Annotated in this window: 26 protein-coding genes; 12 read left to right on the top strand and 14 right to left on the bottom strand. The window is 73.5% G+C overall.

Translation table 11 applies throughout. The features are described from left to right. Positions 1-154 precede the first annotated feature (154 nt). Positions 155-652 carry a pyridoxamine 5'-phosphate oxidase family protein gene (locus tag UIS43_RS04050; protein ID WP_370012515.1) on the top strand — a complete coding sequence of 166 codons (498 nt, stop codon included), beginning with the start codon at positions 155-157 and terminating at the stop codon, positions 650-652. A 115-nt stretch (positions 653-767) separates the two neighbouring features. Here the strand turns inward: UIS43_RS04050 and UIS43_RS04045 are convergent, their stop codons facing one another. Continuing rightward, a complete protein-coding gene (locus UIS43_RS04045) occupies positions 768-1,397 on the bottom strand; it encodes a TetR/AcrR family transcriptional regulator (protein WP_019607259.1) in 630 nt (209 codons plus the stop codon). A gap of 73 nt (positions 1,398-1,470) precedes the next feature. Between UIS43_RS04045 and UIS43_RS04040 the strand changes: the two genes are divergently transcribed. Beyond that, on the top strand, positions 1,471-2,196 hold the full coding sequence (locus tag UIS43_RS04040) for a GAP family protein (RefSeq protein ID WP_370012514.1): 726 nt from the start codon (positions 1,471-1,473) through the stop codon (positions 2,194-2,196). A 109-nt stretch (positions 2,197-2,305) separates the two neighbouring features. Continuing rightward, positions 2,306-3,019 (top strand): sensor domain-containing protein, encoded by a 714-nt coding sequence (locus UIS43_RS04035; RefSeq protein WP_370012512.1) that lies wholly within the window; start codon positions 2,306-2,308, stop codon positions 3,017-3,019. A gap of 80 nt (positions 3,020-3,099) precedes the next feature. Here UIS43_RS04035 and UIS43_RS04030 read toward each other — a convergent pair whose 3' ends face one another. Further along, positions 3,100-3,963 (bottom strand): LysR family transcriptional regulator, encoded by an 864-nt coding sequence (locus tag UIS43_RS04030; protein WP_041552654.1) that lies wholly within the window; start codon positions 3,961-3,963, stop codon positions 3,100-3,102. A 68-nt stretch (positions 3,964-4,031) separates the two neighbouring features. On the opposite strand from UIS43_RS04030, the gene UIS43_RS04025 reads away from it, so the two are divergent. Continuing rightward, positions 4,032-5,015, top strand: coding sequence for a DMT family transporter (locus UIS43_RS04025; RefSeq protein WP_370012510.1), 984 nt, complete (start codon positions 4,032-4,034; stop codon positions 5,013-5,015). On the opposite strand, the gene UIS43_RS04020 is transcribed toward UIS43_RS04025, so the two are convergent. Then, entirely contained in the window at positions 5,012-5,956 is a 945-nt protein-coding gene (locus UIS43_RS04020; protein ID WP_013153104.1) for a DUF3592 domain-containing protein, read from the bottom strand. The genes UIS43_RS04025 and UIS43_RS04020 overlap by 4 nt on opposite strands. A 208-nt stretch (positions 5,957-6,164) precedes the next feature. Here UIS43_RS04020 and UIS43_RS04015 point away from each other — a divergent pair, with 208 nt between their 5' ends. Continuing rightward, the gene (locus UIS43_RS04015; protein WP_013153103.1) at positions 6,165-8,063 is read left to right on the top strand and encodes an ABC transporter ATP-binding protein; all 1,899 of its coding nucleotides are present in this window, start codon (positions 6,165-6,167) and stop codon (positions 8,061-8,063) included. A 181-nt stretch (positions 8,064-8,244) separates the two neighbouring features. On the opposite strand, the gene UIS43_RS04010 is transcribed toward UIS43_RS04015, so the two are convergent. The 5 genes from UIS43_RS04010 to UIS43_RS03990 form a co-directional block, all read right to left on the bottom strand. Beyond that, positions 8,245-8,799: a sugar O-acetyltransferase gene (locus UIS43_RS04010; RefSeq protein ID WP_041552650.1), complete on the bottom strand. Its 555-nt coding sequence runs from the start codon at positions 8,797-8,799 to the stop codon at positions 8,245-8,247. A gap of 97 nt (positions 8,800-8,896) precedes the next feature. Next, complete coding sequence (locus UIS43_RS04005; protein ID WP_013153101.1) at positions 8,897-10,087, bottom strand: acyltransferase family protein; 1,191 nt, start codon at positions 10,085-10,087, stop codon at positions 8,897-8,899. 10 nt (positions 10,088-10,097) lie between these two features. Further along, positions 10,098-10,739 carry a TetR/AcrR family transcriptional regulator gene (locus tag UIS43_RS04000; protein ID WP_370012507.1) on the bottom strand — a complete coding sequence of 214 codons (642 nt, stop codon included), beginning with the start codon at positions 10,737-10,739 and terminating at the stop codon, positions 10,098-10,100. Positions 10,740-11,010: 271 nt separating this feature from the next. After that, positions 11,011-11,472 carry a VOC family protein gene (locus tag UIS43_RS03995; protein WP_019607269.1) on the bottom strand — a complete coding sequence of 154 codons (462 nt, stop codon included), beginning with the start codon at positions 11,470-11,472 and terminating at the stop codon, positions 11,011-11,013. Then, positions 11,469-12,056, bottom strand: coding sequence for a DinB family protein (locus UIS43_RS03990; RefSeq protein WP_019607270.1), 588 nt, complete (start codon positions 12,054-12,056; stop codon positions 11,469-11,471). The genes UIS43_RS03995 and UIS43_RS03990 overlap by 4 nt, the downstream gene beginning before the upstream one ends. A gap of 62 nt (positions 12,057-12,118) precedes the next feature. Here UIS43_RS03990 and UIS43_RS03985 point away from each other — a divergent pair, with 62 nt between their 5' ends. Then, positions 12,119-13,132 (top strand): YafY family protein, encoded by a 1,014-nt coding sequence (locus tag UIS43_RS03985; protein WP_013153097.1) that lies wholly within the window; start codon positions 12,119-12,121, stop codon positions 13,130-13,132. 366 nt (positions 13,133-13,498) lie between these two features. On the opposite strand, the gene UIS43_RS03980 is transcribed toward UIS43_RS03985, so the two are convergent. From UIS43_RS03980 to UIS43_RS03970, 3 genes are all read right to left on the bottom strand, one after another. Next, complete coding sequence (locus UIS43_RS03980) at positions 13,499-15,004, bottom strand: DUF6297 family protein (protein ID WP_013153096.1); 1,506 nt, start codon at positions 15,002-15,004, stop codon at positions 13,499-13,501. Beyond that, a complete protein-coding gene (locus tag UIS43_RS03975; protein WP_370012505.1) occupies positions 15,001-15,609 on the bottom strand; it encodes an ATP-binding cassette domain-containing protein in 609 nt (202 codons plus the stop codon). Before UIS43_RS03975 ends, UIS43_RS03980 begins: the two co-directional genes overlap by 4 nt. A gap of 338 nt (positions 15,610-15,947) precedes the next feature. Further along, on the bottom strand, positions 15,948-18,218 hold the full coding sequence (locus UIS43_RS03970) for an excinuclease ABC subunit UvrA (protein WP_071622086.1): 2,271 nt from the start codon (positions 18,216-18,218) through the stop codon (positions 15,948-15,950). A 73-nt stretch (positions 18,219-18,291) separates the two neighbouring features. Between UIS43_RS03970 and UIS43_RS03965 the strand changes: the two genes are divergently transcribed. Further along, positions 18,292-19,092, top strand: coding sequence for a TetR/AcrR family transcriptional regulator (locus UIS43_RS03965; protein ID WP_370013224.1), 801 nt, complete (start codon positions 18,292-18,294; stop codon positions 19,090-19,092). Between the two features lie 183 nt (positions 19,093-19,275). On the opposite strand, the gene UIS43_RS03960 is transcribed toward UIS43_RS03965, so the two are convergent. Then, on the bottom strand, positions 19,276-20,040 hold the full coding sequence (locus UIS43_RS03960) for a class I SAM-dependent methyltransferase (RefSeq protein ID WP_358169175.1): 765 nt from the start codon (positions 20,038-20,040) through the stop codon (positions 19,276-19,278). Positions 20,041-20,106: 66 nt separating this feature from the next. Beyond that, a complete protein-coding gene (locus tag UIS43_RS03955) occupies positions 20,107-20,583 on the bottom strand; it encodes a GNAT family N-acetyltransferase (RefSeq protein ID WP_013153089.1) in 477 nt (158 codons plus the stop codon). A gap of 431 nt (positions 20,584-21,014) precedes the next feature. Between UIS43_RS03955 and UIS43_RS03950 the strand changes: the two genes are divergently transcribed. The 3 genes from UIS43_RS03950 to UIS43_RS03940 all read left to right on the top strand — a co-directional run bounded on the left by UIS43_RS03950 (position 21,015) and on the right by UIS43_RS03940 (position 22,906). Then, complete coding sequence (locus tag UIS43_RS03950; RefSeq protein ID WP_370012501.1) at positions 21,015-21,185, top strand: hypothetical protein; 171 nt, start codon at positions 21,015-21,017, stop codon at positions 21,183-21,185. 149 nt (positions 21,186-21,334) lie between these two features. Beyond that, positions 21,335-21,790, top strand: coding sequence for a pyridoxamine 5'-phosphate oxidase family protein (locus tag UIS43_RS03945; protein WP_013153087.1), 456 nt, complete (start codon positions 21,335-21,337; stop codon positions 21,788-21,790). 492 nt (positions 21,791-22,282) lie between these two features. After that, on the top strand, positions 22,283-22,906 hold the full coding sequence (locus tag UIS43_RS03940; protein WP_370012500.1) for a DUF1349 domain-containing protein: 624 nt from the start codon (positions 22,283-22,285) through the stop codon (positions 22,904-22,906). A gap of 201 nt (positions 22,907-23,107) precedes the next feature. On the opposite strand, the gene UIS43_RS03935 is transcribed toward UIS43_RS03940, so the two are convergent. After that, a complete protein-coding gene (locus UIS43_RS03935; RefSeq protein ID WP_370012499.1) occupies positions 23,108-23,512 on the bottom strand; it encodes a cupin domain-containing protein in 405 nt (134 codons plus the stop codon). Between the two features lie 52 nt (positions 23,513-23,564). Here UIS43_RS03935 and UIS43_RS03930 point away from each other — a divergent pair, with 52 nt between their 5' ends. Both UIS43_RS03930 and UIS43_RS03925 read left to right on the top strand, forming a co-directional pair. Then, a complete protein-coding gene (locus tag UIS43_RS03930) occupies positions 23,565-24,599 on the top strand; it encodes a helix-turn-helix domain-containing protein (RefSeq protein ID WP_013153084.1) in 1,035 nt (344 codons plus the stop codon). Beyond that, positions 24,592-25,032 (top strand): VOC family protein, encoded by a 441-nt coding sequence (locus UIS43_RS03925; protein WP_013153083.1) that lies wholly within the window; start codon positions 24,592-24,594, stop codon positions 25,030-25,032. The genes UIS43_RS03930 and UIS43_RS03925 overlap by 8 nt, the downstream gene beginning before the upstream one ends. The last annotated feature ends 19 nt before the right edge of the window (positions 25,033-25,051 follow it).

Below are 25,051 nucleotides of genomic sequence, written 5' to 3'. Positions count from 1 at the left end.
GCCTTCAGGCAGGAGAGGGAGTCAATATGGGTGGTGGTTTCCGTGGCCGGTACGGAGGCGGTCCGCGCCCCGGCCGGGGGAGGCTGGGACCACGGCGATCGCACCCGGCCGAACCCGCCGGGCCGACCGCGAACCACGACCACGGGGAGTGACCGTGACCAGCTCTCACGCGCAGGAGACCACGACGGCACCGGGTCCGGCGGGCGCCGAGCCCCGCTCCGGTGCCCGGCGCCGCCGCGACACCGAGGAGCGGCTCGCCCGCGACGTCGACGTCTGGGTGGCCAGTGCCTCGGAGGACGGCGTGCCCCACCTGGTGCCGCTGTCCTTCGACTGGGACGGCGAGTCGCTGTTGGTGGCCACCGCGGCGGGCAGCCCCACCGGCAGGAACCTGGCCGCCACCCGGACCGTCCGGCTGGGGCTGGGCGGCACCCGCGACGTGACCATGATCGAGGGCCGGGTCGAGGTCCTCGGGATGGACGCGCTGACGCGGGAGCGGGGCGACCGGTTCGCCGGGAGGACGGGCTTCGACCCGCGCGCGCTGGCCGCCCCCTACCTCTGGTTCCGCGTCACGCCGCTCCGCGTCCAGGCCTGGCGCGAGGTGAACGAGATGTCCGGACGGGAGCTGATGCGCGACGGCCGCTGGCTGGTCTGACGCCGAGGCCGGACGCACCGCCCGGCCCGGGCCGGGCGGTGTGAGGTCCCCGGAGCCCGGGGTGCGGCTGACCGGGGCGCGGTGGGCCGCTTCGTGTCCCCCGCACGCCGGCCGCTCAGGAGGCCTGGCGGTGCAGCCAGGCCTCCTCGGTGCGGGCCAGGAAGGCGCGCAGCTCCCGCCGCGCCCCCTCGGGGCCCTTCATGCCCGGGGTGACCATCAGCTGGAGGGCGAGCCCGTCCACCTGGGTGTGCAGGTACCCGGACCACTCCTCGACCCACGGGTCGGGGTGGGGCTGGAAGGGATCCTCCACCGGCTGCCCGGTGAGGGCGGCGATCAGGAGCCGGTAGAGCCTGCGCTGGCTGTTCCAGCGCTGTTCCCGGTCGCGGTCGTACTCCCCCAGCAGCCCGGCGGCCTCCCAGGCGCGGTACTCCGCGCGGCGGGTCGCGTCCAGGGGCAGGAGCTGTTCGGCGTACTCGGCCATGCGGTCCAGGAGCGGGGCGTTCGGGTCCTGGGTGCCGTTCAGGGCCGTCACGCGCGCGGTGACGCGTTCCTCGGACAGGTTCATGGCGAAGACGAGCAGGTCCTCGCGCGTCTGGAAGTAGTGGCGCAGGGCTCCGGGGGACCAGCCCGCCTCGGCGGCGACGGAGCGGATGGACACGGCGGCCGGGCCGGACTCGGCGATGACCCGCCACAGGGCCTCGGCCAGCTCCCGGCGGCGCTGTTCGTGGTCGACGATCTTGGGCACCTCCCCTTTCTAGCACATGTGTGTTATTTTATTTGGCACAGCCGTGTGAAAACGCGAGCGGGAGGAGACCACCATGCCGTCACTGGAAGTGCTGTTGCCGGTCGCCGGACTGGCGCTGCTGGACACCCTGAGCCCCGCCACCATCGGGGTCTCGCTGTACGTGTTACTCAGCGGGGCGCGGTCAGTGGCCCGCCCCCTGTTCGTCTACCTGGCCACCGTGGCCGCCTTCTACTTCGCCCTGGGCTGCGCGCTCATGCTCGGCCTCGGCTTCGCGTTCGAGGCCCTGGACGACATCGCCGACAGCCCCGTCCTGGGCTGGGTGATGGTGGTGCTGGGCGGGGGCATGCTCGCCTACGCGCTGTTCATGCCGAGCGGACCTCGCCGACAGCGCAGGCCCGCCTCGCTGCGCACCGGCGCGATGGTCGCACTGGGCCTGGCCACCGGCCTGCTGGAGGGCGGCACCGCGCTGCCCTACTTCGGCGCCATCGGCATCATGACCACCGCCGGGCTCTCCGCCGCGGCCTGGGTGCCGCTGCTGGCGGCCTACAACGTCGTCATGGTGCTCCCGCCGATCCTGCTCTACCTGGCCTACCGTGCCTTCGGCGAGCGGCTGCGGCCCCGGATGGAGCGCTGGCGCACCAAGGTCGAGTCCGGCTCCCGGGAGGCCCTGGGCTGGATCATCGGCATCGTCGGCTTCCTGGTCCTGCGGCACGGGCTGTGGCTCGCGGGGGTCTTCGACGGGGCCATCAGCCTCGGACCCGTCACCTTGGAGGCCGCCGCCCTGCTGGGCGGCCTGTGACCGAAGGGCCCGAACGCGGCGGCGCCGACGAGGGGTGGAGCCAGCACCACCCCCGGTCCGCACCCGTACCGCCCTGACTCCGGGCCCGGCCGGGCGTAACTTCGGGGCCATGGACACGACCCGCAACGCCGTCGCCCGGCTCCTGACCGACACCCGCCACATCCTCCTGGGCCTGCCGTTGGCCCTCATCGCCTTCGTGGTCGTCCTGACGGGCCTGGCCGCCGGGGCGGGCACCGCCGTCGTCATGGCGGGCCTGTTCCTGATGACGGGCACCCTGTACGCCGCACGCGGGTTCGCCCACGTCGAACGCGTCCGCCTGGCCGACCTGGGCCGCCGACCGGTGGCGCGCCGCCCCTACCGCTCCCCCGCCCCCGGGTCCGGTCCCCTGCGCCGGGCCCTGACCCCGCTGACCTGCCCGCAGAGCTGGCTGGACGCCCTGCACGCGCTGGTGCTCCCGCCCGTGGCCGCGGTCGGCTTCTGCCTCACCGCCACCTGGTGGGCGGGCGCCCTGGCCGGGCTGCTCCAACCGCTGTGGGGCTGGTCGCTGTACACCATCCCCGGCTACACCGACGTGGGCACCTACCTGCTGCCCGCGTACCCGGTGCTGGCGACCACGGCGGCGCACATGCTCGCCGGGGTGCTGTTCGCCCTCACCCTGCCCCTGGTGGCGCGCGCCTGTGCCCACACCCGGGCCACGCTCGGCCGGGCCCTGCTGCTGGCCCCCGAGGACCCCTGCGTGGGCGTGTACACCGCGGCGCCGCGCCAGGAGGAGACCGCGCGGCCGCACGGTCGGAACACCGAGCCCGTGGTCACGGGCGTGTGAGGCCCGCCGCCCGGCGCACCCCCGCCGCCCGCCCCGTGGGTCGGGCGGCGGCGCCGGACGGTGCCGCGTGACCGTGCCGTTCAGGACCGCCTCCGCTCCCCGTACAGCTCCGAGAGCAGTGCCACGGCCGCGAAGGTGGCCGGGTGCGGGTCGTGGCGCCGCCAGAGCACCCGGACCGGGACGCGCGGGGCGTCGCCCACCAGGCGGAAGGCGATGCCGTCGCGTCGGTACTGGGTCACGGTGCTCTCCGCGGTGATCCCGACGCTGCGCCCGGTCGCGATCCCGGCCAGCCAGTCGTCGATGTCGTTGACGTGCTCCAGGGCCGGGCGCGCCCGCTCGGGCCACAGCTCGGCGGTGGTGGTGCCCGTGCGGCGGTCGGTGAGCACGTGGCGTTCGGCGATCTCGGCCAGGCGGATGGAGCGGCGTCGGGCCCAGGGGTCGTCGGAGGCCATCGCGCAGTAACGGCGCTCCCAGCCGACCAGAGCGCTGTCGAAGCGGCGTTCGTCGAAGGCGGCGCGGACCACGGCCAGGTCGCACAGTCCCTCCGCCAGCCCTCCGGTGGGCGAGTTGGTCCGCACCAGGTGCAGGTCCACGTCGGGGTGGCGGGCTGCCCAGAGCCGCTGGAACTCGGCGGTGTGGCGGCCCACGGCCGACCACGCGTGCCCCAGGCGCAGGCGGCTGTGCCCGGTGCTGGCCTCGCGCACCAGGTTGTCGGCCTCGGCCAGCACCGCCCGTGCCCGGGCCAGGACCTGCACGCCCGCCGTGGTGGGGGCCACGTCGCGGCTGGTGCGGTGCAGCAGTCGCACGCCCAGGAAGCGTTCCAGGGCGGCGAGGTTGCGCGAGACGGCCGCCTGGGAGGTGCCCAGTTCGAGGGCGGCGTCGGTGAAGCTCCCGGTGTCGACGATGGCGACCAGGCAGCGCAGGTGACGCAGCTCCATATCCATACGCACAGCGTATAGACGGCCTTCCACATGCATTTTGCGTATGCGCCGCCGGGTCGCATCCTCGTCCCATGGAGACCTCGGCGGGAACGGCACGGCTGACGGCCGCGTCCGGAGCGGACCCGGGCGCCCGCGGGCGTCTGGCCGGGGCGCTGGTGATGCTGTGCGGCGGGATGTCCAACCAGCTGGGCGCCTCCACGGCCGCGCTGGCCTTTCCGGTGATCGGCCCGGCCGGTGTGGTGGCCGTGCGCCAGTGGGTCGCGGGACTGGTGCTGATGTCGCTGGGGCGCCCCCGGCTGCGCTCCCTGACCTGGCCGCAGTGGTGGCCGGTGCTGTCCATGGCCGTGGTCTTCGCGACCATGAACCTGACCCTGTACCTCGCCGTCGACCGGATCGGTCTGGGCCTGGCCGTGACCCTGGAGTTCCTCGGCCCCCTGGCCGTGGCGCTGGCCGCCTCGCGCCGGTGGGTGGACCTGGGGTGCGCCCTGGCGGCCGGGGGCGCGGTGGCGGTGCTGATGCGCCCGCAGCCCAGCAGCGACCACCTGGGCATGGCGCTGGCCCTGGTGGCCGCCGCCTGCTGGGCCGGTTACATCCTGCTCAACCGCACGGTGGGGCGGAGGGTGGCGGGCATCGAGGGCTCGGCCGCGGCCGCCGGGGTCTCCGCGCTGCTGTTCGTGCCGGTCGGGGCGTGGGTGCTGGCGCACCACCCGCCCACGCCCGCGGCCCTGGCCTGTGCCGCGGCGGCGGGGGTGCTGTCCTCGACAGTCCCGTTCCTGGGGGACCTGTTCGCCCTGCGCCGTGTCCCGGCCCGCTTCTTCGGCCTGTTCATGAGCGTGCACCCGGTGATGGCCGCCCTGGCGGGGCTGGTGGTGCTGGGCCAGGAGCTGGACGGTCCGGACTGGGCGGCGATCGGGGCGGTGGTGGCCGCCAACGCCGTCAGCGCCCTGACCGCGGGGCGCGCCAGGAGGCCCCTCCCCCGGCGCGGCCGTCCGGCGGGGGCCGGGCGGCCGCGCCGCTCGGGACGGGACGGCTCACGGAACCACTCGCCTGGCTAGAGGGAACCCGACAGCAGGAGCATGAGGCCGACGAACGTTCCGATGAGGACGAAGCCCAGGCCGACGACGACCATGACCGCGCCGGGTCCGCACCCCCAGCGGTGGGCTTCGGGCACGGAGAATCGCGCCGGGGCCCCGGGGTCGTACCTGACCCGCGCGCTCTGCCCCGCGACGGGGCGGTAGGAGGTGCTGGAGCGGCGGTAACGGCGGTGCACCTCGCGTCCGTCACCGGCCGAGAAGTGCACGGTGAACGGGTGGGTGTACACGCGGCGGCGGTTCACCGTGGCGTTGCTGGCCTCCCGCCAGGAGTCGGTGACGGTCCCGTCGGCCTCCCCGGTGTAGCCCCGGCCGCCCGCGCGGTCGCGCACCGCGGACACGGTCGCGGAGAGGAGCATGCCGAGGCCGACGACGGTGAACAGGAACGGCAGGTAGCGCAGGAGACCACCGCCGTTCCCGCCGGCCAGGGACAGCGTGACGACGACCGCGGTGAAGACGGGCACGGCGAGCATCGTCAGGAGCGCGGCGGCGATCGCCTTCGCGCCGCCGGGGCGGTGCCCGAGGCGGACCGGGTAGTGCTCGGACGCCGAGCCGGGCAGGGCGGCGCTCTCCACCCGGACGAGCCGCGGGTCGTCGGCCGAGTGCAGGAGTTCGACCGGGGTGCCCTCGCGGACGAGGTATCCGCCCAGTCCCGAAGTGTCGACCGCCTCCCGCTCCCGGCCGTCGGCGTCGCGGAAGGCCACGGTGACGGTGTGGCCGTGGGGACTCCGGGTAAGGGGGTGCACCGATGTGACGACTCCCCGCACGCGCACGCCGGTCCGGTCCAGGAGTCGGGCGTCGCGCCGGACCCTCAGGGCCGCCGACAGGTCCTTGGAGCCGGAGTGGACCGAGTACACGGAGAAGAGGGCCAGGATGAGGAGCGCGAGGAGTCCTTGGGGGTCCACCGGGCCGTTCTACCAGAGCGCCGGCGGCCGGAGAAGAGGTGTACGGGGACCGGATCCGGCCACCGCAGCCGGTGCACGGGTGTCGGCCGCGGGTGTCCCGTTCCCCCGCGCAGCGGTCTCCGGGCGGTGGTGGGCGGGAGTTTGACCTCAACATTTGTTGAGGTTCTACGGTTCAAGTCACCAACTCCGACAGATCCGGTGGACGACCATGAGTATGGAAATGGCCGCGTGGACCTCCATGTACCACGCCATGCACGCCCGCGAGGACCAGCGACCCTTCTCCCTGCCCGTCCTGCGCCGGATCGCCTCCTTCGCGCGTCCCCACGCGCGCCAGCTGGCCTGGTTCACGGCCCTGAGCGTGGTCACCGCCGCCCTGACCGTGGCCTCCCCGCTCCTGGCCGGACGGGTCGTCACCGCCATCACCGAGGGCGGCCCGCTGGAACCCGTGCTGTTCCTGGCCGGGCTCATCGCCGCCGTCGCGGTCCTCGAAGCCGCCCTGGGGCTGGTGGTGCGCTGGCTCTCCTCCCGGGTCGGCGAGGGGCTCATCCTGGACCTGCGCACCACCGTCTACGACCACGTCCAGCGCATGCCGGTCGCCTTCTTCACCCGCACCCGCACCGGCGCCCTGGTCAGCCGCCTCAACAACGACGTCATCGGCGCCCAGCGCGCCTTCAGCGACGTGCTCTCCGGGGTGCTCAGCAACCTGGTCACCCTGGTCCTGGCCCTGGCCGTCATGCTCGCCCTGTCCTGGCAGATCACCCTGCTCGCGCTCGTGCTGCTGCCGCTGTTCGTGGTGCCCGCCCGCCGCATGGGCGCGCGCCTGGCCAGGATCGAGCGCGAGCGCACCGTCCACAACGCGGCCATGGGCACCCAGATGACCGAACGCTTCTCGGCTCCCGGCGCCACCCTGGTCAAACTCTTCGGCCGCCCCGAGGAGGAGTCGGCCGAGTTCGCCCGCCGCGCCGGACGGGTCCGCGACATCGGCGTGCGCACCGCGATGGTCCAGGAGGTCTTCTTCACCGCCCTGACCCTGGTCTCCGCGCTCGCCCTGGCCCTGGTCTACGGCCTGGGCGGCTTCTACGCCCTGACCGGCCGCCTGGACGCGGGCACGGTGGTGTCCATGGGCATGCTCCTCACCCGCCTGTACGCCCCGCTCACCTCCCTGGCCAGCGCCCGGGTGGAGGTGATGAGCGCGCTGGTCAGCTTCAGCCGGGTCTTCGAGGTCCTGGACCTGCGGCCCCTGGTGGAGGAGAGGGAGGAGGCCCGCGAGGTCCCCGCCGGGCCCGTGTCGGTGGAGTTCGACGACGTCTCCTTCGCCTACCCCTCCGCGGACAGGGTGTCGCTGGCCTCCCTGGAGGAGGTCGCCGTCCTGGACACCGCCGAGCAGCGCGAGGTCCTGCACGGGGTGTCCTTCCGGATCGAACCCGGGCAGACGGTCGCCCTGGTGGGCTCCTCCGGCGCGGGCAAGTCCACCATCGCCCAGCTGGCCCCGCGCCTGTACGACGTGGACTCGGGCGCCGTGCGCCTGGCGGGGGTGGACGTGCGCGACCTGTCCTTCGCCTCCGTGCGCGCCACCCTGGGCATGGTCACCCAGGACGGGCACCTGTTCCACGAGACCGTGCGCGCCAACCTGTCGCTGGCCCGGCCCGGGGCCACGGAGGAGGAACTGTGGGACGCGCTGCGCCGCGCCCGCCTGGACCAGCTCGTCGCCGCCCTGCCCGACGGTCTGGACACGGTGGTCGGCGAGCGCGGGTACCGCTTCTCCGGCGGTGAGCGCCAGCGCCTCACCATCGCCCGCCTGCTGGTGGCCGGACCCGAGGTGGTCATCCTCGACGAGGCCACCTCGGCCCTGGACTCCACCTCCGAGGCCGCGGTGCAGGCCGCCCTGGCCGAGGCGCTGGAGGGGCGGACCGCGCTGGTCATCGCCCACCGGCTCTCCACCGTCCGCGCCGCCGACGCCATCCTGGTCGTGGAGGCCGGACGGATCGTGGAGCGCGGCACCCACACCGAACTGCTGGCACGGGGTGGCCGCTACGCCGAGCTGTACCGGACCCAGTTCGCCGCCGACGACCCCGCGGGGGTCTCCGCCGGACAGGCGGTGTCCTAGAGGAGTTGCGGGGGAAGGCCCGGACGGAGCCTTCCCCCTCCTTCGGGCGGGCGCCCCGAAAAGGGGCCGGCTTCCGCCGCCGCAGACCCCGTCCCCCGGTGGCGCCACACCGGGGGACGGTTCTCCGTGACCGGTCAGCACGCGGGGACGTGCCGGAACCCTCCCCGAGGCCGGAAACGGGTCAGATGTGGCGCACCACGCGGGCCGGGTTGCCGACGGCCACCACGTTGGCGGGCAGGTCGCGCACGACCACCGCCCCGGCGCCCACCACGGTGTTCTCCCCGATCGTCACACCCGGGCAGACGATGACCCCGCCGCCCAGCCACACGTTGTCGCCGATGGTGATCGGCTCGGCCGCCTCCCACTTGTCGCGCCGCTGGTCGGGGTCCACCGGGTGGGTGGGGGTGAGCAGCTGGACGTTGGGGCCGATCTGCACGTCCGCGCCGATACTGATCGGGGCCACGTCCAGCATCACCGCGCCGCAGTTGACGAACGTGCGCGCGCCGATGGTGATCATGGAGCCGTAGTCCACCCGCAGCGGGGGCCGGACCCAGGCGTCCTCGCCCAGCCCGCCCACGAGGTCGGCCAGGAGTTTCCGGCGGTCCGGGTCGTCCACGGAGGCGTTGTTGAACGCCTCCGCGCGCCTCTCCGCCCGGACGAGGTCGGCCTGGAGTTCGGGGTCGTCCGCCTGGTAGAGCTCACCGGCGAGCATGCGTTCCTTCTGGCTGGTCACCACGGTCCCTTCGTGTCGGTCGCGTTCCGACCCTAGCCCGGCGCACACGCGGGTCGGGGCCCGTCTCCGCGAAATCCGGAGACGGGCCCCGACCGGTCCCTCACAGGATCCGACGCGCTCCGGGAACCGACCGCACGGCGGTGGCCAGCGCCCAGCAGGCCGGGACCGCGAGCGCTCCCATGCCGAGGAACTTCACGAGCGCGCTGGCCTCCCAACCGCTCAGGGCCACACCCAGCCCTACCAGCACCAGCGGGTGCAGGACGTACACGGCGAAGGCGTTGTCGGACAGCCAGCGCGTGAGGCGGTTGCTCCCGCTGGCGAAGCGCCGGAAGCCCACCAGCAGCATGAGCATCGCGCCCGTGGCCAGGACGGACTCGGAGGTGATCTGCGCCAGCGCCTGCCAGGTGCCCGACGCGGGCGTGATCTCGCCCAGCAGGACCGTGACCGCCGCTCCCGCCGCCAGACCCGTCAGGGCCAGGGCCGCGCCCCACCACCCGGCGGCGCCGGGCAGCCGGACCAGCCAGTTGCCCCGGTAGGCCAGCACGCCCAGGACGAACAGGGTGACGTACTGGGGCAGGAAGCCGGGGCTGGGCAGCCCCACGATCGGCCAGTACGGGGCCGGGGCCAGGTAGCGCCAGGCGAAGGTGACCAGTGCCAGGCCCAGGGTGAGGGCCGCGACGGGCACGGCCCAGCGCAGCGGAGCGGTGTCGGCGGGCCGCGCGGGGGGCTCGACCGCCGCGCCCGTCTGCCGGGCGCGGCGCTCGCGCAGGCTCCGCACGGCCACGTAGGCCAGGGTCATGACCAGCAGGACCTCCACGAACCACATGGGCCCGGGGTCGTAGGTCACGATCAGGAACAGCCAGAACGGCAGCTCGCCGCCCTCGGCCGCGAACATCTCGACGGCGGGCCCGTAGTTGGGGATCATCAGGAACGGGCGGACCAGCAGCACGAACAGCAGGAAGGGCGCCCCCAGGCGCACCAGGCGCTCGCGGACCAGCCCGCGCCCGCCCCGGCGGTCGGCCGCTCCGGGCACGAAGTAGCCCGCGAGCAGGAAGAACAGTCCCATGAAGTAGGTCTGGTTGAGGAAGACGAACAGGTCCAGAAGGCCGCCGGAGGGGTCCTGGGCCGGTTCGAGGTAGAACCACACCGGGATGTTGCCGTAGGTGAGCGCGACGTGGTGCAGGACGACCAGCACGGTCAGCGCGACCCGCAGGTTGTCGACGTGGTGCAGGCGCCCGCGCGCGGGCGGCGCGGGGTCCGGGAGGAGGGGTGGGCTGGCGTGCTGCGTCATGGTGTCCTCGTCAGTCGTTCGGGGGTGGGGAGCGGTCGGCGCGGGTGGCGCGCACGAGCAGTTCGCCCAGCTCGCGGGCGTGCGCCATGAGGTCGTGGCCGGGGTGGGCGCTCCAGTAGGCGAACATCGCGTCGATAGCCGTCTGCTGGGTCACCGCCATCACCCGCACGTCGAAGTCGCGGAACTCGCCGCTCTCCTGTCCGGACCGGTACAGGCCCTCCAGGGACTCGTAGAGCACGTCGGACTCCGCCGCCCCGTAGCGCGGGGAGCCGTCCGCCTTGCGCGCGTGGGTGAAGATCTGCGCCAGCGTGGCCATGCGCTCGGGGTGGGACAGCGCGTACTCGGCCACGCCGCGCACGTGGGCCCGCAGCATGTCGGCGGCGTTGGTCTGCTCCAGCATCCCGGGGAGGACGGACTCGGCGATCTCGGTGTAGACGTCGGTCACCACCTGGTCCATGAGCTCGTCCTTTCCGGCGAAGTGGTAGGAGATCACGCCCTTGCTGATCCCGGCCGTGCGCGCGATCCGCGCCAGGGAGGCGTTGGGGTAGCCCACCTCGGCGATGGTCTCGACCGCCGCCGAGGTGATCTGCGCTCTGCGGGCCTCCTCGATGAAGGACCGCTTCTGTTCGCCTGGTTCGTTTTTTGACCGCATGGCCAGAATCTAGCACGCACGGTCAGGAAACTATCGGGGATGTCCCTGACCCGACCCCGGACCGCCACCCACCCCTCCCGGGGCCCGCCCCTGTTCCCTCCTCCGGGGCGTGCAGGGCGACGAGCGCACCACTGAGGGCACTGCTTGGCACGTCACCCGCTGGTGACAGCCCCGTAGCCTCCCGTGCGGCGTGCGGATAACACCGCGGGGACACACAAGGGTGCCCGCGCCCCCGGAGGGACACGGGCACCACGACCACGGCCGGAGGGCCTCAGTCCAGGCAGAACTCGTTGCCCTCGGGGTCGGCCATCACGATGAAGCCGGTCTCCATGGGCGGCTCCGGCTCGTGGCGGCGCACCCGCGTCGCCCCCAGCGCCAGAAGCCGCGCGCACTCGGCCTCCAGCGCCGCCATCCGCTCCTCCCCCAGCAGCCCGGGCGCCACGCGCACGTCGAGGTGGAGGCGGTTCTTGACCACCTTGTCCTCCGGCACCCGCTGGAAGAACAGCCGGGGGCCGCGCCCCTCGGGGTCCTCGATGGCCGACCTCGTGTTGCGCTGGTCCTCGGGCACGCCCACCTGCTCCAGGAAGGCGTCCCACGCGGCCAGCGGATCGGCGCCCTCGGGCAGGTCGGCCCCGGGCGGCCCGGGGTGGACGTAGCCCAGCACGTCGCGCCAGAAGGACGACAGCGCCCGGGGATCGTGTGTGTCGAAGGTGATCTGGACGTCGAGGCTCATCGGTTCGCTCCGTTCGCGGCTGCCGCCGTGTGCAGGTGGAGGTCGCGCAGCAGGCAGACCTCGGACAGATGATGGATCAGCTCGCGGTGGATGTGCAGCACCAGGTCCGCCATGGGCGCCTCGGGGTAGGGCTCCTTCGCGCCGACCGGGGTCCGCAGCGCGGCCGCGTCCAGGCCGCGCACTCCAGCGAGCCACACGTCGACCTGGGTCTGGAGCTGGTCGAGCGCGTCGGACGCGTTTCCGGCGTACTCCCACGTCTCGTACGAGGCTGCCGGTGCGCCGAAGTGCGACGCGTTGCGCATGGCGAGCACGCCGACGATGACGTGGCCGAGCCGCCAGGCGATCGTGGTGAAGGGCGCGGGGTCCGGCTCCGGGAAGGCGAAGTCGATCGTGAAGTCCCCCGAACCCGCCTGCACGGGCGCCGTCGAACCGCCGCGCGGCCACACGCTCCAGCAGTCCGGCACCGGTGACCAGAAGTACTCGTCGTCGGTGAGGCCCTCCAGGCGGGGCCGGATGTGGTGGTTCCAGTGGAACTCCCACTGCTCGCGCAGGGTCTGGTTCCAGTCGGGTTCTGTGGTGTCCATGCGGCCACTCTGGCACCACTGGCGGACAGGATCGGTCCGCTATCTCTGACAGTGTGGACCGCATGGACACGGCAGGCGCAGACGAACGCGGTACGACGGAACGGGTGCTCACGCTGCTCGGACTGTTGCAGCGGCGCCGGGTCTGGACCGGCCCCGAACTCGCCGACCGGCTCGGGGTCACGCCGCGCACGGTGCGGCGCGACGTCGACCGCCTGCGCGCGCTCGGCTATCCGGTACACGCCAGCCAGGGGGTCGGCGGGGGCTACCAGCTCGGTCCGGGCAAGGATCTGCCGCCGCTGCTGCTGGACGACGAGGAGGCGATCGCCACCGTGGTCTCGCTGCTCGCCGGAGCGGGCGGCGCGGACGGTGCGGAAGGCGGCGCGGGCGACGCCGCGCTGCGGGCGCTGACCAAGCTCGACCGGGTGCTGCCCACCCGGTTGCGCGACGAGGTGCGCGCGCTCTCCGGTTCGGTGGAGTCCTTCGGCCCGGGCCGCGTGCCGGTCGATCCCGAGGTGCTCATGACGCTGGCCCGGGCCTGCCGCGACGGGGTCGAGGCCGGTTTCGACTATCCGTCCGGGAGGGGGGTGCGACGGCGGCGGGTCGAGCCCCACCGCCTGGTCGCCTCCGAACGGCGCTGGTACCTGCTCGCCTACGACCTGGACCGCGACGACTGGCGCAGCTTCCGCGTGGACCGGATGACCGCCGTGGTCGCGCGGACCTGGCGCTTCCACCCCCGTGCGGCCCCCGACGCGGCGGCGTACGTGCAGGAGGGCGTGGCCAGCCGGGTCTACCCGCGCCGGGCGCGCTTCCTCGTACACGCGTCGGCCGAGACGGTGCGCGCGCAGATCCCCGCGTCGGCGGCGGTCGTGCGGGGCCGGGGCGACGGGCGATGCGAGGTGGTCAGCGGCGGCCACGACCTCGACTTCGTGCTCATGCACGTGCTCCTGTTGGGCCACGACTTCGAGGTGCTCGACCCGCCGGAGCTGGCGGGACGCTGCCGCGTGCTGGCGCGAAGGCTGCTGTCGGCCGGCGCGGCGGACCCGGCCGAGCCGGGCGGCGAGGAACCCGAACCCTGAGCGGCCGACCGCGAGGGGAACGGCCCCGCTCCCACGACCCGACCACGTTCCCCCGCGCGCCCCGGGGCGGCACAGCAGGCCGCGCGTGCCCCGGTCCCGCGTCCCCCTCCGAGCCTGGGGGCGGCGAGAAGGTGGTCTGCGCCCGGCCCTGACCCGTCCGCATCCGCAGCAGGCGGCCTGTGTCTTGCTCTCGCGCCTCCATCCGCGTCTGAGGCCGCGGGTGACGAAAGGCGTATACAGCGGACTGGCCCCTACGCACGTCTCTGGACGGCGCGGCAGGCCGCGCGTGCCCCGATCCCGCATCTCCCCCCGCATCCGGGGTCTGCGCCTCAGCGGGGACCCGACCGCCTTCTCCGGTACGCGTGTCTACCCGCGTCTCGGAGCGGCGCAGTAGGCCGCCAGCACCACCGCGCCCCACACCGCCTGCGCCGCGAGCAGCGGCCCGGTCACCCCGGTGGCGAACGCCAGGAGCGCGGGCAGGCATCCGAGCACGGCGATGTCGGCGCCGGTCAGCGCCCACACCACCGGCCCCAACGGCACCGGGCCCAGGGGCGTGTCCACGACGGGCATCGTGTGCTCGACGGGTCGGCGCCGCGCCAGCCGCAGTGCCCCCGCCGCCAGCGCCGGGGCGCACAGCAGTCCCAGCGGCCACAAGAGCCCCCCAGAACCAGCGAGGTCCAGTCCGACCAGCGCGAGGGTCAGCCACAGGCCGCCGAGCAGGGCGGGCAGCACCGCCCTCGCCGCCAGGAGCGCGCGCGGACCGGTGCCCAGCAACCGCGCCAGCGCCGCGTCCCCGGCGTCCCGGCGCGCCCCCGCGGTGCCCGTCGCGGCGACCGCCAGCGCGCCCACGGCGAGGACGACCAGCGCGCCCGTCTCCCCGGCGCCCGCACGGGCGGCCAGCACGGGCAGAACGGTCGCCGCCGCCACCAGCGCCAGGATCCCCGGTCGTCGCGCCAGCCGCCGCCAGTCCAGCCAGGCCACCGCCGCCGCACCGCGCAGCCGTGACGGCCACGCCCGCGAGCGCAGCACGCGTGAGCGCCAGTGCGCGTCCTCGGCGATCCAGGACAGCGAACCCGGGTCCATGACCATGAGCGCGCCCGCCGCGAGTTCCGCCCTGGACGAGGCCTCCAGGACAGCGCGGGCCGGGATGCGCGCCAGTGCCCGCCAGGCCCGCCACGCCAGGGCGGCGGCCACCCCGGCCGAAGCGCACGCCGCCGCGCCCCACGCCGACACGGGAGCCGACGCGATGCCCACGAGCACCCCGCGCCCCGGGCCCGCGCCCATCACCGTCGCGGCGGCCGCCGCGACGACGAGGGCGACGAGCAGCGCGGTCAGCCGCTCGTCCCAGGGCTGCGACGCCTGCGCCAGCACGGCCGTCGCCGTCCCGCCCATCGTCCACGACACGGCCAGGACCACGGACGCCAGCAGCCGGAGCGCCAGGGCGTCGGGGGCGCCGAGCGCGCTCAGCAGCGCCAGGCCGAACACCGCGCCGACCACGGCGCACACCACGGCCATGACCAGCAGGGCAGGGGCCAGCACCCCGCGGCGCGGCAGCGGCGAGAGCACCAGCCACGCCGCGTCCGCCGCCGACACCGCCACCGGCCCGACCGCGCGCGCCAGCCTCAGGGAGGCCGCCAGCAGCAGCGCGACCAGCGCCAGGCCCGCACCCGCACGCGCCGGATCGACCGCGTCGGGCACGGCCGCCACCGCGCGTCCGATCACCGGGGACACCGTCACCACCAGCAGCCCCAGGGCCAGCAGGATGACGTAGCGGTCGGACCAGCTGCGGTGTCGGCGGTTCCGGGCCCGCACGAAGGCCCGGACCCGTGTCGCTCCCGTCCACGCCCCTCGTGTCCGCGTGGTCCCGTTCACGCGGCGGCCTCCAGGGCGACGCGGCGGGCGTCCTCGGCGAACCGCGGATCGTGGGTCACCATCACCACCGTGCCGCCGTACTCGGTGAGCAGTTCCGCGAGCCGTCCGCGGAAGGCGGCGTCGAGTCCGCGTTCGGGTTCGTCCAACAGCAGCAACCGGCTCGGCCGCAGCAGCGCCATGGCCAGGGACAGCCGCTGGCGCTGCCCGGTCGAGAGCGAGGACGGGGCCCGGTCCGCGCAGCCGGACAGCTCGAACAGTTCCACGGCCGCCGCTGCCTCCAGCCGTCCGGGGCCGTGTACGGCCCGCATCAGCTCCAGGTGCTCGCGCACGGTCAGTCCCGGGTACCAGGTGGGTTCGTCGCCGACGAGGGCGACCTCGCGCCAGAACCCGGGTTCGTCCACGGGGGGCCGACCCAGCACGCTGACCTCGCCCGCGGTCCGCTGGAGCCCGGCGAGGCAGCGCAGCAGGGTGGTCTTGCCGACGCCGTTGGCGCCGAGCACCGCGACCACCTCCCCGGGCGCGACCGTGAGGTCGACTCCGAGCAGGACCGGGACGCCGCCCAGTTCCACGTCCACGTCACGGGCCACGATGATCGGTTCGCTCACCGGCTCAGCCTAGGACGTGGGCGACGCGCCGGGGCCACCGCGCCCGGCCGCCACCCCGCTGCCAGTCCGTTTCCGTTCCCGAGGCGGGAGCGGCACGGACGCGACCGCGCCACCCCCGCCGGTGCCCGACCGTTTCCGGGGCAGGGATCCGAGGGGACTGGAGTCGCCCGGTCCCGTCGGGGACCACCGAGTCCGTCGGCCGGTCGGGGGGCACGGTACGTCCGTCCCGGCACCGGCTGCGCCGGGACGGACACGGGGACAGCGCCCGGCTGTCCCCGCCGCACGCGAGGGCCCTCAGCACGCGTGTCCGCCGCTCAGGCCCTCCCGGAGAACCTCGGTCAGCGCTCCAGGTAGGCCCGCAGGTGGCGGGCGGTGAGGGTGTCGCCCTCCTTCACCAGCTGGGCGGGGCTGCCCTCGAACACGATCCGGCCGCCGTCGTGCCCGGCGCCCGGACCCAGGTCGATGAGGTGGTCGGCGTGCGCCATCACCGCCTGGTGGTGTTCGATCACCACCACCGTGTTGCCGTCGTCCACCAACCGGTCCAGCAGCGCCAGCAGCCGGTCCACGTCGGCCAGGTGCAGGCCGGTGGTCGGCTCGTCCATCACGTACACCGCCCCGTCGCGGGCCATGTTGATGGCCAGCTTCAGGCGCTGGCGCTCACCGCCCGACAGGGTGGTCAGCGGCTGGCCCAGGCCCAGGTAGCCCAGACCCACGTCGTGCAGCCGGTCCAGGATCGTGCGGGCGTTGCCGCCGGGGAAGAACTCGCGCGCCTCCACCACCGACATCGCCAGCACCTCGCTGATGTCCTTGCCGCGCAGCTTGTGCGTGAGCACCTCGGCCCGGAACCGCTTGCCCTCGCAGTGCTCGCACGGCGAGGAGACCCCGGCCATCATCGCCAGGTCGGTGTAGATGACGCCGGCGCCCTTGCACTCGGGGCAGGCGCCCTCGGAGTTGGCGCTGAACAGCGAGGCCTTGACGTCGTTGGCGCGGGCGAAGGCGGTGCGGATCGGGTCGAGCAGCCCGGTGTAGGTGGCCGGGTTGGAGCGCCGCGACCCCTTGATCGCCGACTGGTCGACCACCACCACGTCCTCGCGCCCGGGCAGGGCACCGTGGATGAGCGAGCTCTTGCCCGAACCCGCCACGCCGGTGACCACCGTGAGCACCCCGGTGGGGATGTCCACGCTGACGTCCTTCAGATTGTGCGAGTTCGCTCCGGTGATGGAGATGTGTCCCCGGGGTGTGCGCACCCGCTCGCGCAGGGTGGCCCGGTGGTCCAGGTGGTCGCCTGTGAGCGTGCCCGAGGCCCGCAGTCCGGCTACGTCACCGGTGTAGGTGACGTGTCCGCCCGAGGGCCCGGCGCCGGGCCCCAGGTCCACCACGTGGTCGGCGATGGCGATCGTCTCGGGCTTGTGCTCGACCACCAGCACCGTGTTGCCCTTGTCGCGCAGGCTCAGCAGCAGGTTGTTCATCCGCTCGATGTCGTGCGGGTGCAGGCCGGTGGTCGGCTCGTCGAAGACGTAGGTGACGTCGCTGAGGCTGGATCCCAGGTGGCGCACCATCTTGACCCGCTGCGCCTCGCCGCCCGAGAGCGTGCCCGACTCCCGGTCCAGGCTCAGGTAGCCCAGCCCCACCTGCACCAGGGACTCCAGGGTGTGGCCGAGGTTGTCCAGCAGGGGCTTGACCGAGGGCTCGTCCAGGGAGCGCACGAACCCGGCCAGCTCGTCCACCTGCATGGCCGAGCACTCGGTGATGGTGCGCCCGGCGACCCTGACCGCCCGGGCCCGGGCGTTGAGGCGGGCGCCGTCGCACTCGGGGCAGGTGGAGAAGGTCACCGCGCGGTCGGCGAAGGCGCGCACGGCCGTCTGCATCTTCTCGCGGTCCTTGGCCAGGTAGGTGCGCCTGATCTTGGGGACCAGCCCTTCGTAGGAGAAGGAGTTGGTGCCCGCCTTGATCTTGGTGACGGGCAGGTACAGCAGGGTGTGGCGTTCCTGGTCGGTGTAGTCGGCCACCTTCTTGTCGGCGTCCAGCAGGCCCGAGTTGACGAACACCTGCCAGTACCAGCTGCCCACGCCGTAGCCCGGGACGGTGATCGCGCCCTCGTTCAGGGACAGGTCGCGGTCGACGAGTTCGTCCACGTCGATCTGGTTGGTGCGCCCCAGTCCCCCGCACTCACCGCACATGCCCTCGGAGTTGTTGAAGCTGAAGGCGCTGGAGGGTTCCAGGCGCGGGGTGCCGACCCGGCTGAAGACGATCCGCAGCATGGCGGCGGCGTCGGTGGCGGTGCCGACGGTGGAGCGGGAGTTGGCGCCCATCCGCTCCTGGTCGACGATGATCGCCGCGCTGAGGTTGCGCAGGCTGTCCACGTCGGGCCGCCCCATCGTGGGCATGAACGACTGGACGAAGGTCGTGTAGGTCTCGTTGATCAGGCGCTGGGACTCGGCGGCGATCGTTCCGAAGACCAGGGAGGACTTGCCCGAGCCGGACAGGCCGGTGAAGACGCTCAGCCTCCGTTTGGGGATGTCCACCGAGACGTCGGCGAGGTTGTTCTCCCGGGCTCCCCGGACCTGGATGGTGTCGTGGGTGTCCGCTGTGGTGGGGTGGGAAGACACACTGCTCCTCAGGAGTCCTTATGGCGTAAGCTGATGGCTGGAGAACATTAGTTTATGGCGTAAGGAGATGCAAGTGGTGATCTACGCCGGGCAGGGTGACGCCCGTCGCACCATGGAGCTGCTGTGGAGGTCCCGCGACGGGGACGGCGCCCGCACGGCCCCCGGCCCCAAGCCCGAACTCAGCGTGGACCTGGTGGTGGAGACCGCCATCGCCCTCGCCGACGCCGAGGGGATGCAGGCGCTGTCCATGCGCGCGGTGGGCCAGCGCCTGGGGCGCACCGCCATGTCGCTGTACACCTACGTGGCCAGCAAGAACGAACTCGTGGAGCTGATGTACGACCACGTCTTCGCGGAACTGGCCGACGCCGCCGAGGCCGACGCCGAACCAGACTGGCGCACGGCTACGACATCCTGGGCCACCCGGCTGTGGGACTTCTACCTGAGCCACCCCTGGACCCTGGAGGTCTCCCAGGCCCGGCCGGTGCTGGGCCCCAACGAGTACCGGCTGTTCGAGTCGCTGGCCGTGGTGCTGCACCGCGCCGGGCTGGGCCCCACGCAGATCCGCAGCGCCTACGGCAACCTGTTCACCCTCGTGCGCGGACCCGTGCAGATCGCCTCGGAGTCGCGCCGCGCCCCGGAGGTCACGGGTGTGGCCGAGAACGCCTGGTGGTACGAACGCTCCGCGCAGCTGGAACGGGTCGCCCCGGACTTCGACCGGCGCTTCCCCGTGCTGACCCTGATGTCGGAGCAGGGGGCGTTCAGCAACGAGAACCAGAATGAGCCCTACCTGGAGCAGGAGGCGTGGGAGACCTTCCTGTTCGGGCTCAACGCTCTGCTGGACGGGCTCCAGGCCAGCCTCGGCCCGCGCGGGTGACCGCGCCGGTCGCCCGTCGCGGAAGGTGGCCAGGGGTGACCGGCACGGCCGGGATCGGGGGACCACCAGGAAGGCGGCCACCAGCCGGCCCGGCCGGGTGTCTTCGGGCTCGTCGCCACCTCGCACCCGCCCGGCGCGCGGGTGCGACGGCTGCGCGGCAGTGGTTTCCGGGACGGACGCCGGTCACCGAGGACGGGCGAAGGTGATGATCTCCGCGCCCGTGTCGGTGAGCGGACTGCGGTCCCAGTAGCCGTACTGCGCGCTCACGTCGAATCCGGCCTCGGCCAGGAAGCCGTTCAGGGCGTCGGCGTCCAGGAAGCGCAGCGTGCTGCGGCTGCTCCGGGGCTCGTCCCAGTCCTCGACGCGGTAGTCGGAGGTGAAGGTGACCAGGTCGCCCTCCACGCTCTCCAGCCGGTGGACGCAGGTGGCCCTGCGCCCTCCGGGGCCGTCCACGGTGCGCACCCGCTCGGGGGTCCACGCCTCCCAGCCGCGCGCGGCCGGGTTGCGGGTCTCGAACACGAACCGGCCGTCGTCGGTCAGGGCGCGGCGCACGGCGGCCAGGAACTCCCGCACCTCGTCGTCGGTGAGGAACACCTGGAAGGCGTGGCCGGTCATGACGACCAGGTCGAACTCGCCCTCGAAGGGGCCGCCCGCCTCCTCGCCGTAGGGGCCGCGGACCAGGTCACCGAGGATCCACTCGACGTCGTCGCGGTCGCGCCGCCCGACCTCCAGCATCGCGTCGGCCGGGTCGAGGCCGACCAGGCGTCCGGTGTGGCCGCGCTCGCGCGCCACCCGCTGGAGCTTGCCCGTCCCGCAGCCCACGTCCAGGACGGAGCGGGCGTCCATGACGAGGTCGAGGTAGAAGTCGTCCTGGGGCGAGCTCCGCCAGGAGTGGAAGCAGTCGTAGAGCTCGGCCAGGTCCGGTTGGGAGAAGTGTCGGTCGACCATCGGGCCATTGTGGCCGACCGCTCCCCCACCGTCACCGGGTTTTTGGGCGCCCGCGAACACGCGGCGCTACCGACCGAGGCCCTCGCCGTACCCGGTTGATTGGTACCACAGGAACTTTGAGAACCGCACTCCCGACGCGGTGTAGCCGCGCCGAGTGTGGAAGGCGTGGGCCTCGGTCCGTCTGGTCGAGGAGTTCAGCATCGTTCGGGCCGCGCCCCGCTCCACGGCCCAGGCCTCGAACGCGGCGCACAGCGCCGTGCCCACGCCCTTCCCTCGTGCCTCTTCGGCGGTGACCAGCGCGATGAGCTGTGCGGCCGGGGCATCGTCCTCCACCGGGAACAGCAGGTGTCCGGCGGCGAAGCCCAGCAGCTCTCCTGCGGCGGCCTCAGCGACCCAGAGTTCGTAGGTGGGGTCACCAGTCAGCCGTTCGAGGCGACTACGTATCTGCGCGGCCGTCGCGGGGTGCGACAGCGTCGTGTAGAGCGGTACGAGCCCGTCCGCGTCGGCGGTCCGGACCGTACGAGTGGTCGCGTGGGGGGTCATCCTCCGCACGCTACCGAGAAAGTGCGTAGAGCGGTCGCCCCCACCGGTTCCAGGCCTGGCGGGCGGGGCGGACCGGGGCACACCGGGCTTCTGCGCGCCGGGTCGTCGTCCGGGGCCGGCCGATACCGCCGACTCCGCCCGCGAACCGGGTCTACCTGCGAGCACGACCCCCATGACCACCACCGCACCGCACTACCGGGACGGCGCGTGGGCGCCGGGACCCGACCCCGTCAACGAAGCGTGCGCCACCCGGGCCGTCGAGGAGGACCGGACGGACTGCGTCGCCGTGCCGGGTTCAACCGGCGTCCGTTCGCCGAGTACGGCGGTCCCTGAGCTTCCTCCTACGCCCAGCTGTTCAGCGGCGCCGACGGCACGAGCTTCTTCATGCACATCGCCCACGGCGGCTTCGGCAGCACCTGTACCTCCACTCCGTGGTGGACGCGCCGGACCACGGTGCCCGCTGGGCACCCGCGTTCGCCCTCCAGAACGACGAACCCGAACTGGCCCCACCCGAGGTCGGGGCCGCCTCGGCCGTCCCGGGCCTCTCCAAGGACTTCGGCGAGGAGGAGTCGGCCAAGCTGCGGCGGTCCCCTCACCCCTGATCAGGGCTCTGGGCGCGGAGCCGGTTTCGGCGGGGCTCTCGTGGTCGCGGCAGCTCCGTCCGATCCGCCACCGCACACCCCCACGACGGGTTGTCCACAGCTGGGAAAAGCTCCTTCTCCCGCCGCCCCGGGCCGCCTAGCCTGATGTTGTGAGCGAAACCCCCGGCACCCTCAGCCAGCACGAGCACCCCTTCGACGTCGACGCCTTCCTGGCCCGGCCCCTGGTCGCCAGGGTGGCCGCCTCCGACTCCTCCGGCGCGCCCACGGTGCGTCCGGTGTGGTTCCTGTGGGAGGAGGGCGCGGTCTGGTGGATCACCGGCGCCTACTCGCGGATGTCGCGGTTCCTGGCCAAGGACCCCCGGGTCGCGCTGGTCGTGGACACCTGTGACCTGGAGAGGCTGGAGTTCCTCCAGGTCATCATGCGCGGTAAGGCCGAGGTCGTGCCCTACGACGAGGAACGCTCCAGACGCAAGCTCCGCCGCTACCTGGGCGACGACGAGTCCACCTGGCCCGCCGACTTCAAGGACTTCGACGACGACGCACGACTCGTCCGCTTCGTCCCCGAACGGACCATCGTCCAGGACCTGTCCAAGAACCGACCCTGACTCCGCGAGTGCCTGCCGGGCTTCGCCGGACCGGTGCGGAGCCCGGGCCCCGGCACGGTGTGCTCAGACCAGGAAGGAGGATGCGGCGCGTTGCTGTGACACGCAGACCTGGGCGAGGCGTTCGAGAGCACCGGCGCGTGGATCTCCTCAGGTGAAGCCGCGCGGGATCGGGCGGCGGCACCGCACGTGCGTCCGGTCCGACGGTCACGACTGCTTGAGCGCCCAGCGCGTGCCCGGTGGTGGCGTCCACGTGGACGGGCGCCCAGCGCCCTCTGCCGATGCCAGCGTTCCCGTCAGCAGGGGGCGGACCCGGAGGCCTCTCTCCTGGCGGGCCGGTCGGCGGCGCCCGCGTGAGCCTTCGCGCCCGACCCCTTCTAGGCTTACGTGGTCCGCTCCCCCCGCGGCAGCTGTCGAAAGACCCCGCCCCACCCCGCAGTCCGGCGGGGCCTGGGGCCTTCCACCCCCTGGCACCACGCACCGGAGGAAGCAGTCATGACCCTCGCCTGGAACGTACCGGGACTGCCCTTCGCCCTCTCCCCGTCCTCCGAGGAAGCATGGGCGGTCGAGAAGGAGACCGGCGCGGTGACGGCCGCCGCGACCGCCCGCAGCGACATCTTCATCTCCCCGGACACCGACCCCCGGGTCGAGGCCGCGGCCACGCTCAACGCCGAGACCCTGCTCGGCGTCCCCCCGGAAGGCGACTTCCAGTTCAGCGCGCGTGTCACCGTCGACTTCGCGTCGGCCTTCGACGCCGGAGTGCTGCTCCTGTGGATCGATGACCGCCACTGGGGCAAGCTCTGCTTCGAGTACTCCCCCGACCGCGAACCCATGGTCGTCTCCGTGGTCACCCGGGGCGTCTCGGACGACGCCAACGGCTTCACCGTCGAAGGCCGGACGGTGTGGCTGCGCGTCTCGCGGATCGGCCGGACCTTCGCCTACCACGCCTCCCTGGACGGCACGGCCTGGCGGATGATCCGGTTCTTCGCCATCGACGACGCCGCGTCCGCCCGGATCGGGTTCGAGGCCCAGTCGCCGACCGGCGACGGCTGCGCCGTCACCTTCGACCGCATCCGCTTCACCGGCGAGCGCCTGGCCGAACTGCGGGACGGCTCCTGAGGCGCGGAGCGACCGCGGTACGAGACCCTTCCTGACGGGCTCCGCGCTCCGCCCCGGAGCGCGGGGCCCGCGCTCCGGGGCGGACGAACAGGGTCTCCACGGCGGCTCCGGGCCGGAGGGAGGCCCGGGCCGGGGCGAAGGAGGACGGGACCGACGCTACGGAGCGCCCCGCGTGCGAACCGGTGCGACCGGTCCCCCGCGTCAGCCCGCGTCCAGGGCGTGCCCGGTGGTGGCGTCCACGTGGTCGGGCACCTCCTCGTGCCGGTCGCCCACCGTCAGCGTTCCCGTCGGCTCGAACAGCAGGATGGCGGCCCCGCCGTCGGACTCGGGCCGGTGCTCGGTCCCGCGCGGCACCACGAAGACCGATTCCCTCTCCAGGGTGACCACCCGCTCGGCTCCCCCGGCGCGTTCGCGCAACCGGATGCGCAGGTCCCCGTCCAGAAGCAGGAAGAACTCGTCGGTGTCGTCGTGGGCGTGCCACACGTACTCGCCCCGGACCTTGGCCACGCGCACGTCGTAGTCGTTGACCCGGGTGACGATGCGCGGGCTCCACAGCTGCTCGAAGGAGTCCAGCGCGTCGTTCAGGCTGATCGGCTGTTCGCTCATGAGGGCCATCCTGGCGATGGCGCACCGCCCGGGGAAGTGCTAGGAATCGCACATGCCGCAAGGATCCTCGCACCGCGTGGCCCTCGTCGTGGACGAGGGCTCCAATCCCTTCGAGATGAGCGTGGCCACGGAGCTGTTCGGGCTGCGCCGCCCCGAGATCGACCGCCCCTGGTACGACCTGACGGTGTGCGCGGCCGTGCCCGAGGTGCGCGTGCACCGGGGCATGTTCACCCTCGGCGGCCTGGCCGGGCTGGAGGCGGTCGCGAAGGCCGACACCGTCATCGTGCCCAACCGCCCCGACCCCGAGGTGCCGCCCTCCCCGGAGGTGGTGGAGGCCGTGCGCGCGGCGGACCGGCGAGGCGCCCGTCTGGTGAGCTTCTGCAGCGGCGCGTTCACCCTGGCGGCGGCCGGGGTCCTGGACGGCCGCCGGGCCGCCACGCACTGGCGGTTCGAGGAACTGTTCGCCCGGACCTACCCCCGCGTCCGGCTGGAGCGGGACGTGCTGTTCGTGGACGAGGGCCGTGTGCTCACCGCGGCGGGCAGCGCCGCCGCCCTGGACCTGGGGTTGCACCTGATCCGCCGCGACCACGGGGAGGGGGTCGCCAACACCGTCAGCAGACGGCTGGTGTTCACCGCCCACCGCGAGGGCGGGCAGCGCCAGTTCGTGCCCAGGCCCGTCCCCGAGGCAGCCGACACCTCCCTGTCCCCGCTCCTGGACTGGGCGCGCGAGCGCCTGGACTCCCCTCTCACCGTCGCCGGCCTGGCCGCCCGGGCGTCGGTCAGCCCCGCGACCCTGCACCGCCGTTTCCGGGCCGAGCTGGGCACGACCCCGCTGGCCTGGCTGCGCGCCGAGCGGGTGCTGCTGGCCTGCCGCCTGATCGAGGCGGGCGGGATGGGGCTGGAGACGGTCGCCCGCGCCAGCGGCCTGGGCAGCACCGCCAACCTGCGCGCGAGCGTGCGCGCCCACACCGGGGTCAGCCCCTCCGCCTACCGGGAACGCTTCGGGCCGAGGCAGCTGGCTGGGACTTCAGGCCCTCCGGTCCTTCCCTCACCGGACGCCGAACGCGTAGCCTCCGGGCATGTCTGACCTGCCCGCGCGTTTGTCCGTCGTGACGCTGGGAGCCCGGGACCTGCCTGAGCTCCGCCGGTTCTACAGGGCCCTGGGCTGGGAGGAGGTCCCGGCCAGCGGTGACGGCTGGGCGGCCTTCCTCCTGGGCGGCGTCCTGTTGGCCCTGTACCCCGTGGAGGAGTTGGCCGCCGAGGCGGCGGACGGCGCCCCCGGCCCCGTCGGCTGGTCGGGGATCACGCTCGCCTGCAACGTGGACGGCCCCGAGCAGGTGGACAGCGCCTTCGCGGCCGCGGTGCGGGCCGGTGCCACGGTCGTGGCCGAACCGGTGGAGCGCCCCTGGGGAGGCCGGTCGGCGTACGTCGCGGACCCCGAGGGCAACCGCTGGGAGATCGCCTGGGCGTCGGCGGCCAGGTTCGACGGCCGGGGCGCGCTGACCGGCTTCGACGGCTGAGGGCCGTTCCGAGGGCGTT

Origin of the sequence: Nocardiopsis sp. LDBS0036, assembly GCF_041228755.1 — a bacterium.
Taxonomy (GTDB): domain Bacteria; phylum Actinomycetota; class Actinomycetes; order Streptosporangiales; family Streptosporangiaceae; genus Nocardiopsis; species Nocardiopsis dassonvillei.
This window is presented reverse-complemented; position numbering and strand designations above follow the sequence as displayed.

Coding starts and splice junctions, on each gene's coding strand:
- UIS43_RS04035 (WP_370012512.1), top strand. CDS start 2,306: ATGGACACGACCCGCAACGCCGTCGCCCGGCTCCTGACCGACACCCGC.
- UIS43_RS03995 (WP_019607269.1), bottom strand. CDS start 11,472: ATGAGCCTCGACGTCCAGATCACCTTCGACACACACGATCCCCGGGCG.
- UIS43_RS04040 (WP_370012514.1), top strand. CDS start 1,471: ATGCCGTCACTGGAAGTGCTGTTGCCGGTCGCCGGACTGGCGCTGCTG.
- UIS43_RS04015 (WP_013153103.1), top strand. CDS start 6,165: ATGAGTATGGAAATGGCCGCGTGGACCTCCATGTACCACGCCATGCAC.
- UIS43_RS03930 (WP_013153084.1), top strand. CDS start 23,565: ATGCCGCAAGGATCCTCGCACCGCGTGGCCCTCGTCGTGGACGAGGGC.
- UIS43_RS03985 (WP_013153097.1), top strand. CDS start 12,119: ATGGACACGGCAGGCGCAGACGAACGCGGTACGACGGAACGGGTGCTC.
- UIS43_RS04025 (WP_370012510.1), top strand. CDS start 4,032: ATGGAGACCTCGGCGGGAACGGCACGGCTGACGGCCGCGTCCGGAGCG.
- UIS43_RS04005 (WP_013153101.1), bottom strand. CDS start 10,087: ATGACGCAGCACGCCAGCCCACCCCTCCTCCCGGACCCCGCGCCGCCC.
- UIS43_RS03990 (WP_019607270.1), bottom strand. CDS start 12,056: ATGGACACCACAGAACCCGACTGGAACCAGACCCTGCGCGAGCAGTGG.
- UIS43_RS03955 (WP_013153089.1), bottom strand. CDS start 20,583: ATGACCCCCCACGCGACCACTCGTACGGTCCGGACCGCCGACGCGGAC.
- UIS43_RS04000 (WP_370012507.1), bottom strand. CDS start 10,739: ATGCGGTCAAAAAACGAACCAGGCGAACAGAAGCGGTCCTTCATCGAG.
- UIS43_RS03925 (WP_013153083.1), top strand. CDS start 24,592: ATGTCTGACCTGCCCGCGCGTTTGTCCGTCGTGACGCTGGGAGCCCGG.
- UIS43_RS03935 (WP_370012499.1), bottom strand. CDS start 23,512: ATGAGCGAACAGCCGATCAGCCTGAACGACGCGCTGGACTCCTTCGAG.
- UIS43_RS04030 (WP_041552654.1), bottom strand. CDS start 3,963: ATGGATATGGAGCTGCGTCACCTGCGCTGCCTGGTCGCCATCGTCGAC.
- UIS43_RS03960 (WP_358169175.1), bottom strand. CDS start 20,040: ATGGTCGACCGACACTTCTCCCAACCGGACCTGGCCGAGCTCTACGAC.
- UIS43_RS03940 (WP_370012500.1), top strand. CDS start 22,283: ATGACCCTCGCCTGGAACGTACCGGGACTGCCCTTCGCCCTCTCCCCG.